Annotated in this window: 13 protein-coding genes; 1 reads left to right on the forward strand and 12 read right to left on the reverse strand. The window is 42.4% G+C overall.

Going from position 1 to position 13500, the window contains the following annotated elements; genetic code table 11:
- Positions 1–517 precede the first annotated feature (517 nt).
- The 6 genes from OTG27_RS04390 to OTG27_RS04415 all read right to left on the reverse strand — a co-directional run bounded on the left by OTG27_RS04390 (position 518) and on the right by OTG27_RS04415 (position 6321).
- Positions 518–2011, reverse strand: a complete 1494-nt coding sequence (locus tag OTG27_RS04390; protein WP_268936326.1) for an aldehyde dehydrogenase family protein — start codon at positions 2009–2011, stop codon at positions 518–520.
- Positions 2012–2065: 54 nt separating this feature from the next.
- Positions 2066–3031 (reverse strand): PDR/VanB family oxidoreductase, encoded by a 966-nt coding sequence (locus OTG27_RS04395; RefSeq protein ID WP_268936327.1) that lies wholly within the window; start codon positions 3029–3031, stop codon positions 2066–2068.
- A 5-nt stretch (positions 3032–3036) separates the two neighbouring features.
- Entirely contained in the window at positions 3037–3555 is a 519-nt protein-coding gene (locus OTG27_RS04400) for a hypothetical protein (RefSeq protein ID WP_268936328.1), read from the reverse strand.
- Between the two features lie 12 nt (positions 3556–3567).
- Positions 3568–4557 carry a heme-dependent oxidative N-demethylase family protein gene (locus OTG27_RS04405; RefSeq protein ID WP_098937566.1) on the reverse strand — a complete coding sequence of 330 codons (990 nt, stop codon included), beginning with the start codon at positions 4555–4557 and terminating at the stop codon, positions 3568–3570.
- A 47-nt stretch (positions 4558–4604) separates the two neighbouring features.
- On the reverse strand, positions 4605–6017 hold the full coding sequence (locus OTG27_RS04410) for a purine-cytosine permease family protein (protein ID WP_034307741.1): 1413 nt from the start codon (positions 6015–6017) through the stop codon (positions 4605–4607).
- Between the two features lie 73 nt (positions 6018–6090).
- Positions 6091–6321, reverse strand: coding sequence for a hypothetical protein (locus OTG27_RS04415; protein WP_268936329.1), 231 nt, complete (start codon positions 6319–6321; stop codon positions 6091–6093).
- Between the two features lie 167 nt (positions 6322–6488).
- Between OTG27_RS04415 and OTG27_RS04420 the strand changes: the two genes are divergently transcribed.
- Positions 6489–8321 carry a sigma 54-interacting transcriptional regulator gene (locus OTG27_RS04420; protein ID WP_268936330.1) on the forward strand — a complete coding sequence of 611 codons (1833 nt, stop codon included), beginning with the start codon at positions 6489–6491 and terminating at the stop codon, positions 8319–8321.
- Between the two features lie 220 nt (positions 8322–8541).
- On the opposite strand, the gene OTG27_RS04425 is transcribed toward OTG27_RS04420, so the two are convergent.
- The 6 genes from OTG27_RS04425 to OTG27_RS04450 form a co-directional block, all read right to left on the reverse strand.
- Positions 8542–8706, reverse strand: a complete 165-nt coding sequence (locus tag OTG27_RS04425; protein ID WP_268936331.1) for a hypothetical protein — start codon at positions 8704–8706, stop codon at positions 8542–8544.
- Between the two features lie 17 nt (positions 8707–8723).
- Positions 8724–9062 (reverse strand): VOC family protein, encoded by a 339-nt coding sequence (locus OTG27_RS04430; protein ID WP_268936332.1) that lies wholly within the window; start codon positions 9060–9062, stop codon positions 8724–8726.
- A gap of 153 nt (positions 9063–9215) precedes the next feature.
- Positions 9216–9626 (reverse strand): SRPBCC domain-containing protein, encoded by a 411-nt coding sequence (locus OTG27_RS04435; RefSeq protein WP_268936434.1) that lies wholly within the window; start codon positions 9624–9626, stop codon positions 9216–9218.
- A 278-nt stretch (positions 9627–9904) separates the two neighbouring features.
- On the reverse strand, positions 9905–11320 hold the full coding sequence (locus OTG27_RS04440; RefSeq protein ID WP_034307751.1) for an amino acid permease: 1416 nt from the start codon (positions 11318–11320) through the stop codon (positions 9905–9907).
- Between the two features lie 51 nt (positions 11321–11371).
- On the reverse strand, positions 11372–12133 hold the full coding sequence (locus OTG27_RS04445) for a dimethylarginine dimethylaminohydrolase family protein (RefSeq protein ID WP_268936333.1): 762 nt from the start codon (positions 12131–12133) through the stop codon (positions 11372–11374).
- 148 nt (positions 12134–12281) lie between these two features.
- Entirely contained in the window at positions 12282–13487 is a 1206-nt protein-coding gene (locus tag OTG27_RS04450) for an amidohydrolase (protein WP_374941237.1), read from the reverse strand.
- Positions 13488–13500 lie beyond the last annotated feature (13 nt).

The following is a 13500-nucleotide window of genomic DNA, read 5'->3' on the forward strand; positions in this document are numbered from 1 at the left end:
CCTTTCCGCCGACTGTCTGCCAAGCCTCCTCAGCGCAAGCGCCTGTGGGGTCTCGGCTAGCCAGTAATTCGGCAGGAGTGTCGCAAATCTCTTCAATCTAGTGAGGGTTTCTTCCGTATAAACTAGTAAAAAACATGAAAGATACTCAAGTTTAATTTTAAAACCTTGGTTCGGGGCGAGTGCAATTCGAAACTCCTTTTGTCAAAAAATTGATGAAACCGCCAGACTGTTTAAACGAATTGGAGAAGAAGAGACAGTTTCCCTTCAATATTTCTTAAAAAAGAAGTTCCAGTTGATTGGAATGGAAGGTACGAGACTCCTGCGGGAAAAGCGTGGCCAAGGGAGACCCCGCAGGCGAACAGCCGAGGAGGCTCCTGGACCGCCCGCGGAAAGCGAGTGCCTGGAGTGGAAATCATTTACACATAACCCTTTCACTAACCCCATTTTGTCGGCCAAACTGAAACCTAATCCGTATTTGGATTAGGTTTTTGGTTTGATTAAAGAAAGTAAGTGACGATTATTTGGGAAACCAGCCGACGGGTTTTACATCGAGATTGATGTTGATTTGTTTAATTTCCTGGTATTCGTCCAAGCCGTATTTTCCTAAACTGCGTCCAATCCCGCTCTGTTTGTAACCGCCCCATGGCGCCTCGACATATGTTGGATGATAATCATTTACCCATGTGATGCCTGCCCGTACCTTCTTGATCACACGCAATCCTTTTGCTCCATCGTTCGTGAAGACGCCGCCTGCAAGTCCGTAGTCTGTATCATTTGCCAGTTTAATGGCTTCTTCTTCATCTTTGAACTTTTGAATGACAACGACTGGACCGAAGATCTCCTCTTGTACGATGCGCATATCAGGTGTTACATCGGTAAAGACAGTCGGTGCAATGAAGTACCCCTTGTCAAGACCGTCATCAACAAGACGGTACCCGCCTGCCGCAAGTGTCGCACCTTCCTGTTTGCCGATTTCAATATAGTTCAAAATGCTATTCATTTGCGCTTCGCTGACAATGGCCCCCATGTTGCTGTCTTCTGCAAGTCCAGGTCCAACTTTAATTTTATTTGCGCGTTCAACATAGCGTTTTACATATTCATCATAAATACTTTCTTCAACTAGAATTCGGCTGCCTGATGAACAAACTTGACCGGCACCGAAGAAGATGCCAAATAATCCATAATCGACGGCTGTCTCTAAATCTGCATCTGCAAAAACGATGTTAGGTGATTTACCGCCAAGCTCAAGGGAAATTTTCTTTAAGTTGCCCGCTGCCGCCTTCATGATGGAGCGGCCAACATCCGTACTTCCTGTAAATGAAACAATGTCAACATCGTTGCTTTCCGCGATGGTTTGACCGACAACGGTGCCGCGGCCCATCACCATATTAGCCACACCTTTCGGGATGCCTGCTTCCTCCAGGATTTCGAATAATTTCATTGCTGTTACAGGTGTCACTTCAGCCGGTTTATATACAATGGTGTTTCCTGCCGCAAGCGCCGGTGCGATTTTCCAGACACTCATTAGAAGTGGGAAATTCCAAGGTACAATCAAACCGGCTACACCTACTGGCTCACGAACAACCATCGCTTGCACGGGAGCGGGAACTTGATACGTTTCCCCTTCTGGATGAAGGACCAAACCAGCGTAGTAACGGAAACACGCGGCGGCATCAGCAATATCGAAACCTGCCTCTGCTTTAAGTTTCCCGTTGTCCATTGTTTCAAGAATCGTTAACTCTTCGGCACGTTCATCAATTTTATCAGCGATTTTATATAGGTAGGAAGCACGCTCCTGTGCTGTTAGGCCTGACCAGATTCCACTTTCAAAGGCTGCCTTCGCTACTGAGATTGCCCTTTCTGTATCTTCTTTGGTGGCACGCGGAGCTTTTGCGATGATTTCCTGTGTTGCAGGATTGATTACCGATATTACTTCATTTGAAGATGAGGTCTGCCACTTACCGTCGATGTAATTTTTAAGCTCTAATACTGCCGTTTCTAATATTGTCATGTTTCATTCCTCCGGTTTTCATTATTTTTTTATAATCTGTACGGGATTTAATCGTTACAGTTTTAAGACCAGTCTGTCGTCCTTCGCACGTGAGCAGCATGTCAGGATTGATTTCCGTGTTTGACGGTTTTCTTCGCTAAGGAAGAAATCTCGGTGATCCACTTCACCTTCTGAAACATCCACCTCACAACTTCCGCACCCGCCTACTTTACAAGAATAAGGTGCATCGATTCCTTCCCTTAAAAGCGCATCAAGCAGTGTTTCACCCTCCTGAACGCGGATGGACCGATCGCTGTCCGTAAGGTCGACGATGAAAGGATCTCGCGCCCCATCATTTTTTGCCGCAAATAATTCGAAGTGGATCGCATGTTCCGGATAACCATAGGAACTGGCAGCTTTTCGATACTCTTGCACCATCTCGATTGGTCCGCAAAAATAGACGTGCGTGCCAATGCGATGATCCATCATCGTCTCGGGCATCATTCTGCGTTTGTCTTCTGCCTGCGAAAAATAAAAGGTGCATTGATCATTGTATTTGGTTTTCAGCAGATCATAAAAAGCACATAACTCCGGAGTGCGTGCTGCATAATGGAGTTCGAAGGTTTGCCCTTCGGCGGCCATGTCTTCCATCATTGCCAGAAATGGGGTTATGCCGATTCCAGCTGCATAAAAAGCATGATGCTTAGCTCGAAAGCTGAGAGGGAAGTTATTTTTAGGAAAACTGACTTCCAACCTGGAATCTACCTTTACTTGATCATGCCAGAAAGCCGAACCTCCGCGTGATGCCTCATCACGCCGAATGGATATCGCATATTTATTGCGGTCCCTTGGGTTGCTGATAAGGGAGTACTCTCTCTCGAAAATCTTATCTCCAGCCGGCATGTAAGTGGTCAAATGCGAACCGCCTGTAAATGCAGGCAACGGCTTTCCATCAACTGGAATCAACTCGAACTGTTTCACGAATGGAGTTTCTTGAATGATCTTGTTTACTTTCATTTGAATATTTCCTACTACCCGCATGATGATCAGCTCCCTACTTCTTCTTTTCCGATCGGGATGTATGGGTAACCAATATAACCTTCCCGTACGATTGAATAAAAAGGACCTATTTCAAGACTGGCTTTGCAATGGTCACATTCTGCAATTTCTGCTTCTTCTTCGACTTCCGACACTTCGAAACATTTCATGCAATATACGTAACGTCGTTTAGGCCCGATAATCACCGTCTGGATCTCAGCTTCAGATAGACCAGCCTCCACTCCGAGCGAGAAGATCATCACGGCATTGTTCCATGCAGCTGCAATATAAAATTGGGTGCCCATCCTTTGTGACAGGATGACTCTCTTAATCTCCTCTTTATCTTCCATTCCGTTAATGGATAGACATTCAATAGGCACTGTACCTGCAATTTCAGAAGTGAAACTTTTCGCCTGATCATATCCGGCTTGATCGGAAATGACGACAAACTTTCTTCGTTCATTCCGAGGGGTAAATTTGTTTACGATCGTAATGGATTTATCAAACAATACTGGACTATTGTACAAGGCCCTATCCTCCTACTTATTGTTTATTTTCGCTTTTTTCTTTTCATCGATACTCCTCAAATATTCGACCGATTGTGGTAGGAATGGGGCAATTCCTTTGTATTCAGCCATTGGTCCGGGAATATCCTGCAGTACGCTATAAGTCAGATCAAACCACTCCTGGCGCAATGTCAAATCCTCTAGCGGCAGGAATTGAGTATTCAATACGAATAGAATGGCGTTACTTCGTGGCATGCGATAAAATTTTTGTTCTTCAACACGCAAACGAACAAGTTTACCTGCATTTTCCGGTGTTATTTCAGAACGTTGCGGTCCCCAGACATCCATCGTTTCATAGTTGACATCCCAACGGTCCGCCATCAGGTTCCAATTGATGCGTGTCCATGGCTTTCCTGGCTCGATGGATAATAAAAACTTACGAACGCGATCTGCGAGTTCATCTCCTTTCCGTGATACGAATGGAACAGGTGCATGTATCTCATCAAAGGACATCCCTTTATTCCAGTTAGCCGAGAAGAGTGCAGCGTATGAAACTTGACCCACTTCCAAATAGAAATTACTATCGCGATGAACCATTAAAACAAAATCATTATGGAAATGGCGGCCTATATAGTCAAGCGGCTCATTTGGAAGCGTGCTGGCATCGCCATACACGAATGAATCGGTTTCCCCGAAAATGTGGTTCTTGAAAGTCCATTTGTCCCCATCTTTAATGACCTCGAAATGCTCCGGATAGCGATCAGCTGCCATGTCAATCAGCATTTCCAACACTTCCCATTGCATTTCCATTGTGTGTGAAAAAGATTGAAACCTTATATGCGGCTGTTCTTCAAGGAGACGACGCTTCGTTTCCACTTGGAGTTTGTATTCTGGTGTAACTTCAATACAGTTAACGTTTGAGAGTTTTTTCAAGTCGTTTGAATAACGATAGTTACCTGAAGTGAATGGAAATGGGAATGTATCTAAATCTGTTGTTTTGAAATCTAAACTTTGTGTAAACATTGAACAATCTCCTCTCGTTCCCTAGATTCTTTAAAGTGAGTTTTTTTCTACTTAGCTTCCTTTAATTCCACGGATGGACGCACCATGTCAACTTCATAACGGAAAATGTATTTAGATGAAACATAGTAGGTGACTAAAGCGACAAAGTATGTTGGAATTCCGGCAGCTGTATAAAGGAAAAAGTCACTTGCTTCAAAAGTCAATGGATTATAGAGTGCCCAGTAAACGATCGTTCCAATGACCACCGTAAGAACGGCAGACGGGTTAATGCCTTTCCAATAAGTATAAGAGCCTTGTGTGTCATACAAATCCCTTATTGAAATGCGTTGGCGCTTTACAAAAAAGTAATCTGCCACGACAATGCCGCCAAGTACAGCCATAATGAAGGAAATGACAGCAATGAATGAGCCAAATGCATCGTAGAACGTTGAGCTTAGAAGTAAGAATATAGTCGGTACGGTCGTTCCCATCGCAATCATCCATGATTTTTTCGGGAATACAGTTTTAAAGCTGACAGCTTGTGAGTACATAAGGAAAATGGCTGCACCGACATTCCCTACCGAAAGTAAAATCAAGCCAATGAAGCCGCCCCAACTTCCTGCGATGGAAAACATCCAGTCAGAAGGATTAAGTGAACCAGCGACTAATGCAGCAAGGGCCCCAACTAAAGCAGCGATACAGACGATGATTCCATAGCTGTAGAATCCCGCTTTAAATGCGCCTCCTTCTGTTTTGGACAAACGGCTGTATTGGCCAAGATACGGAAGCCATGAAAAGCCGAGACCGATATTTAATTCCAGGGCTGTCGCGAATGAACGAGAAGTCGTTTCAAAGGGTTCAGAAGGAAGTATATGGGCAACTTTCGTGAATCCCTGTCCAAACAAGACAATTGCGAGAAGGCCAAACATGAGAACCATAAAAACCGGCACGGCCACTGCGGTATATTTTTGAATCGCTACCGGTCCCCTCACGGTTACAAGAAATGCACAGATAAAGAGTAATATCGAGAAAAACGGCGCCCCCATTGCTTGGCTTGAAAAAATTGCGGGCATCCCCAGCCAATTAGCAGCCTCTGCCAACGCCTGGCCGGACATAAAGAGCGCAATGGAAATGTAGCCGAGGGTCAAAATAAGAAAAACAAAGAAAAAGATATTGGATCCTAAATAACCAAGTGAACTTCGAAACCCTACAAAAGTGTCTATGCCATAACGCGCAAAATAAAGGGTAATGGGAACAATCAACAGCATAGGGAAGGCGTTACCGAATAAAATCGCTGCAAGTGACTGCTTCGCGTCAAGCATTGTACCTGTATATCCGCCAGTCAACAGCCCAAAAGATGAGAGGCCAATAACAACTTGAACTAAAATTAAATCCCGTAGGTTAAAAATCCGGTCGTTTTTACTTGCCGGTAGGAACCCAAAGGCCACATCCTTTGAAATGGAGGAATTCTCTTTGCTCACACGCTTCTCTCCCAACTATTAAAATAATGATTGTATGGCTTGGAATGAGGCTGTCATTGTTCTAGACTACATTTTAGATAAATGAATAGATTAGGTAGGCGATGATTAAAACCATGAAAAAAATAGAACCTGTCGCATCACTCCATTTCATTTTTTCGATTTTCACGGCATCTTCCTGCTCATACGCATTGATCCGCTCATTCAAATCTGAATATAGATTTTTAATAAAGGGATCTTCAGAATTGATATTCTGTCGGAACTGATTCTCTTTATTCAAAATCGCTTCTCCCTCCTTTGCAATCATGCTTTCTAGTCCCTTCTCTTTACTTATTGCAATAACCATGCCAATCAGAAAGCACTATGCTAACAGGGTTTTCAATAGGAAGAATATTCATTTTTGAAACTATTGAACAATTGTGAAATTTCTGTAATATGAAACTAGGAAGTTAAATGAAAGGCAGGTAGACATAAATGGATCACTTCACCTCTGCACTCTTGTCTATTTACGATCAGCTTATTGTGACAGATAAAAATGGCACCATCATGAAATCGATCGGAACAGGGAAAACCTTATTCCATACAATCAAATCCGCTAATGTCGGTGGTTCCATCAAGGATGTTGAACAAGATTTATTTTCAACAAGCTTGGCAGAAGAGATAATGGGCAAAAATGAGAAAAGATCTATCATGCAGTCCTCATGGCAGGGGCATGAGCTGATGATGACGGCATACCCAATTGAATCCGGGGCATGGGTCTGGGCTTACAAAGAAATTAAAGACTCATATCCAGATACATCAAGGGGGCAATCGGGACCATTAATGGAATCGAAAAAGCCAACTTTTCCATTTGTGATCCGCAGTAAACCGATGCTTGATGTTCTGCATAAAATGCAAATGGTCTGTGATGTCAGCGCAACCGTCCTTTTATTGGGGGAATCCGGTGTAGGAAAGGAAATAGCCGCCAGGGCCATACATAATATGGGTAATAGAAGCGACGGACCATTTATACCTGTCAATTGCGGCGCCATTCCGGAAAACCTGATTGAAAGCGAACTGTTTGGCTATGTAGAAGGGGCTTTTACCAGCGCACGGAAAGAAGGCGCCAAGGGAAAATTCACACTGGCCCATAAAGGTATCTTATTTTTGGATGAAGTGGGCGAGTTACCGCTTAACGTACAGGTAAAACTGCTTCGTGTCCTTCAGGAACGAGTTGTCACACCAATTGGAAGTACGACCTCACACCCTGTTGACATTCAAGTGATTGCCGCAACAAATAAATCGCTCGAAAAAATGGTAAAAAAAGGTGAATTCCGAGAAGACTTATATTATCGTCTTCATGTCGTGCCTATCCATCTTCCGCCGCTAAGAAATCGTGTGGATGAGATTCCCCACCTGGTTCAGTTTTTTTTACAAAAGTACAATACACTGTACAATCGCAAGGTAGCGTTCACCCCGGATGCCATCGACTTGCTTTGCATCTATCAATGGCCCGGTAACGTGCGCGAACTTGAAAATACAGTTGAAAGACTTGTGATTACTAGCGGAATGCCGGAAGTGGATGTTGCTTTGGTTAAAGAGGTGCTTCCATTTAAAGGGCCCAAACCTCTTTCACTACCTGTCATCGATTTCCTAATGCCTTTGCAGGAAGCCGTTGACCTTGTGGAAGAACAACTCATCAACATGGCGATGGAACAATATAAATCATTGAAACTGGCGGCAAAGGTATTGGAAGTCAGCCAGCCGACGATGAGCAGGAAATATAAAAAATTACGAAATAAAATGGAAGAGGCAAGCTTTTCACCAGTGGATAAACGGGCCATTTTAGAAGAACAAATAAACCAGCGGCTTCGATCCATTGCCGTTGTAACCGCAGCTATCATTCCAGCTGAAGAGGTTATCAGTCTACAAAAAAATATGAACCGGCAAACTTCCTATTCCCAGAAATTAAAACAAAAACTTACCATGATTCAAGAAAAGGAAGGCGTAATTGAATGGGTCTTTATATTTATCATGTCGGAGGATGGACGTCTGATTCACCTTGTTGCAGACAAAGGCTTTGTAATTGAACCGGGGGAAGAATATATGGGTCCCCCGGAAATGGTCAATGTCGCTTACCAGGCGTTTAATGGTAAAGCGGGTGTTACTCCCATATACGAAGACAGGTACGGAGAGTGGAAAACAAGCTTTGCGCCAATCATTGATGATGACGGCAATATCGTAGCAATTGTCGGATGTGATTACAGCAAAGCCTATTTCAATTCAGAAATGCAACGTCTCCGCAAACAGCTAAACATACATGTTTGATTTTTGCGTGCAGTCCCATTATCGAATTGGAGCCCATGGTAAAAAAGAAAAGCTGATAACAGGAGCCGTTTTGAACGGGCTCCTGCAGTCAGCTTTTTCGTTATTATCAAACCATATATATACATCTACATAGAAGATCTTTTTAAAATCAAGTATCTCAGAGATCCATGGTGGATTTCTAGAGCATGACTACATCCATCGCTCCAACTTTGGAGCTTCCCTAGATTGCAATGAATGTAGGTATTTTCATTTTTTCCATCAATTGATTTTGAACAAATTCTTGCATTTCCATTGCAGAAATATTTTCTGTAAATCCAGTATTTTTAGCACTTTCACTACCATCTTTTTCAGTTTTTCCACCTAATTCATCTTTAGAAGACAGCATTTCATCTCCTTATACTTTTAACAAAGTACTTCAACGTTAAATCCTCCGGGTGCTTCCACGTAGAAAGTATATCTGTGTATGTGTTGTGGAGGTTTTACCTTGAATCCATCCTCCTTCAACCTCTGATTGATCCTGTTAACTTGTTCTTCATTTTCTTGAATGAATCCAACGTGAAAAGTTTTGGGGTATTGTACATTGTTTCCTTTCATCAGAGTCAATATGGAACCATCATCATCTTTCATTGCAGCGAACCCATCTCCCCTACTTCCTGCACATGTCAATCCAAAGTATGTTTCTAAAAAGTCACGTGAAGCTGTAACATCCTTAACAGTTAAATTTATGTGATTGATTTTCATTACTTCCCCCATTTTTAATTGTATAGTTTTCTTTTCCTTCTCTCCACATGCTTCATTGTCCTTAGCTGCATAAGAAAAAAGCGATCCTGCTTAAGTAAGATTCGCATATGTTAAGTGCAATGACACGAGTTGTTAAATAGCACCCATACCTTTTTACCATAGCTCCTGAAGCTTATCCAGCAGATCGTCGAGGCGGTAAAATTTCAAGGCACATCCTTGGACTATACCCATTCCCATTACTTGCTGAAGCCCCTCGACTGAAGCGAATCGAGAACGCATGATGGGTTTTGTCTTACCCTCGTGTTCAACAAACGTCAACGTTACCAGTATAACTGGCATACCGTCGGCTGCATTGCCTTCTTCATCTGCAAACATGTCCGTTAAGACAACCTTCCCGGGTACGGTTATTTCTTGATAAACAGCTTTCCCCCAAGATTCTTGGTTATAAAATTCACCTTGGTTTTCATCTGTGCACCGCATGCAATAATGCCATACGCCGTCAGACTTAAAATTAAACGCCCGATTTTCCGTTTGCCATCCACTCGGTCCCCACCATCCAGCCAGTGCTCAGAAAAAACAAGGTCCCGCTGCCCGTCAAGGGTACGCTACATGACGAGATCCCCCCCTATACTCGTTGTGATGTTATTAGTCACTTTGTTATCAGACATCTCCATTCCTCCTTCCTATTTTCGTAATATGATATTCCATCTATTTCGTCAAAATGTCAGTATTCCCCTCCCAAATAATCATTCAAGTGACCGCAGCTACAAGGTTAAAAAAAGGTCAACCAGTAATAACTGGCTAACCTTTTATACGAACGGGCAATCAATATAGGGACTCTATTACAATATTTTTTCATTTTCCAAGTTCGTGTTCGACTCTGCTTTCTTAGCCAATTTAAATTTATAGAATAATATACAGGCTACCAAAAATCCTATTCCATAAAACAGTCCAACTCTTTGAGTGGGGTCAAAGGCAAGGAATACTAGAATCAGCGAACAAAAGCCTAAACAAAACAACGGGACGAATGGGTAAAACGGTACTATGTATTGTAAGTCTTCCGTTTTGCCACCCGCTTTAATAAATTTCTTTCTAAACATATATTGCGATAAAGCAATTCCCATCCATGAAATCGTGACGGAGATACCCGCTATGGACATTAGTATCACGAACACAGTATCCGCCGCAATGAAGCTAGTCAATAACGAGAGAAGCGAAAAGCAGATTGTAAAAAGAAGGGCATTCAAGGGCACTTTCCTTTTGGACAATAGACCAAACACTTTTGGTGCCATCCCATCATGGGCCATCGACCAAAGCAACCTTGTAGATGCATAAAGACATGAATTCCCCACTGAAAGAATGGCTGTTAATATAATGAAATTCATGATACCTGCAGCATAAGGAATCCCCGCTATCTTCATCAAAGTTACAAAAGGACTTTCCAATAAACCTAATTCCGAAGAAGGGAATATGGCGGAAAGGATGATAATGGATGAAATGTAAAAAACAATGATTCTAAATAGTACGTTTCGAATGGCTTTAGGAATGTTTTCTTCAGGTTTTTCACTTTCACCTGCCGCTATTCCTATAAGTTCTGAGCCTTGATAAGAAAATATTACATTCATCATTGTCACAAAGATAATTGTAATGCCGCCAGCTGGAAATAGACCAGAAGGTGCCAAATTCTCGAAGAATGGGGTTGGACGATCAGATAAAGAGACAAAACCAAAGATACCAGCGATTCCAATCAAGATAAACAAAATCACTGCAACGATTTTTATACCAGCGAACCAATATTCCGCCTCTGCAAAACCTCTTGTCGTTAATGCATTCAATGTAAATAAAAGCACTATGAACACCGCACACCAAATCCAGGTAGGACTATGGGGGAACCATTGTTTCATCAATATTCCTGCTGCCGTAAATTCAACTCCTGCAGTTGCTGCTGAGCCTACGAAATACATCCATCCTAGAGAGAAACCAGCGGAAGGCCCAATATATTCGGCAGCATATTTTTGGAATGATCCTGTAACCGGCATATGAACGGCTAGCTCGCCAAGGCAGACCATGACCATATACAAAATAAGACCGCCTGCTAGATAACCGATCAGGGCTCCTCCTGCCCCCGCTTGGTTAATCGTATAGCCAGCATTTAAAAAAAGGCCTGTACCAATTACTCCGCCAAGTGAAAGCATAAATAAATGGCGTCTTTTCATTGAGCGTTGCAGCTGATCATTATTCTCCAGTCCATACCCCATATAATCACGTCCTTATCTTATCTATTAGCCTATGCCTTCTCCCAGACCATCTTAGAACCTCAATGAGAGACAACTAAGGCCGCCATCTTGTTTTTGAAATTCAGTCATTTCCACTTCAATCACGGTGTATCCCAATTCTTCAATTTTTTTCTTTGTACCCTCAAACCCTTTCGGGACAATAACGCAGTCGTTCATTCTGACGCAGTTACCGGAATATTCTTCTTCCTCTTTTACGATGATTTGATTAAAGCTAGAAAAAGCCTCATGATTAATGAATTCTCCTGCCACTAATAAATTATTGTCTCCCAGATAATTGACACCCGTTTTTAAATGAAAGAATTTCTTAAGGGGAATGATGGTCGTGCCATAACCATACTTACCCATGATATCTTTGAACTGCAGAGCACCTGCTTCATTCGTTCTGGTTGAAAGGCCAACATAGAAGTGATCCTCAACTTGCATTACATCCCCGCCATCTAACATACCTGGAGATTGAATATATTCGATTGTGTCATAAAAGTCCTTTAAAACTTCTTTCATTTCATCAATCTCACCATTCCGGCTTTCTGCTCCAGGGTTGGTTACAAGGGCACATTTTGGCGTCAACACCGCGGTATCTTCTACAAACGTGGAATCAGGATACCTCTCATCCGATTCGAGAACGGTCACTTTCACACCGCATTGTTTTAATGCTTCTACATAAGCCTCGTGTTGTACAAGCGCTTTTTCATAATTCGGGTTTCCTAAATCCGATGTTGTTAAGCCATTTACAAAACTTTTTCCAATTCTTCTTACAATCGCGTGATTAAACATATATATTCCTCCTAAATAGGTTGCTTATTTTTTAAAATGTGGGAAATTCCTTTTTGACCTTTTTGCTGTTCAAGCAGTTGCTTAACTATGACAAAAGCGAGAGAAGAGACAACCGAAAGTCTTTCTTAACTAAAAGGGATGTCTCTTCTTAGTCCATGCTTTCTCGATTATTTTGATGACCGCATAATTTTTCCGCTATTCCTACAAAATATCTTACTCCATACCCTAAAGCCTTCTCATCGACTTTAAATTTAGGATGGTGCAAAGGATAAGCTTTTCCAAATTCATTATCATGGACGCCTAGAAATTGCATGGAAGAGGGAACGATTTCGGAAAAAGCCGAAAAATCTTCTGTCCCAAACATAGGATCATCAACTTGGATGATATTATTTTCCTCAAAAATACCTTCCATTACCGTTCTTGAAATATCAACGGCAGCTTTATCATTCACCACCGCTGGATACCCTAAATACCAAGTGACTTCACATTTTGCCCCATGCGCTTCTGAAATCCCCTTAACGATTTGCTCTAGATACTCCCTAGCTTTCACTCGGCTATCAGCGTCCAAGGAACGAATGGTACCGCTGATTTCTGCATATTCAGGTATGACATTGAGCGCACTTCCGGAATGGAATTGGGTGACTGAAATGACAGGTGTCCTAAGAGCTGAAATTTTTCTGGAAACGATATGTTGAATATTCGTCGTTATTTCTGCACCAATGATAAGCGGATCTACCGTTAATTCCGGAGTCGACGCATGACCGCCCTGCCCTATGATTTTAATCTCAAAATCATCGGCTGCTGCACAGAACACCCCTTCCCTTAAACATATGGTTCCTGTTCGTTCATAAGGAGTAACATGCAATGCAAATGCATAATCCACTCCTTCCATGACCCCTTTTTTCACCAATTCCTGAGCTCCTCCTGGCAGAACCTCTTCGGCATGTTGGAAAATGAACCTAATTTCTCCATTAATCTCGTCTATTTTCCCGGAGAGGACTTTTGCAGCACCTAATAACATCGCAGCATGTGCATCATGTCCGCATGCATGCATAACCCCAGGATTTTTTGATGTATATTCAATATCTGCTTCCTCTTCAATCGGGAGTGCATCAATATCTGCACGAAAAGAAATGGTATTCGATTTTCGGGGTGATTTTTTTGCGGCGCCTTTGAGAACCGCTAAAACACTCGTTTCGGTAGGTCTTGTCACTTCTAATCCTGTAAAGGTTTTTAATTTCCTATAAATGAATTCGGAAGTCTGGTGTTCCTGATACGAGAGCTCCGGATTTTCATGAAAATGACGTCTCCATGAAATCACTTCATCCACAACTGTCTCCTGTATTGTCTTCATCATAAATGCCTCC

This window comes from Peribacillus sp. AS_2, from assembly GCF_026891895.1.
GTDB lineage: Bacteria > Bacillota > Bacilli > Bacillales > DSM-1321 > Peribacillus > Peribacillus frigoritolerans.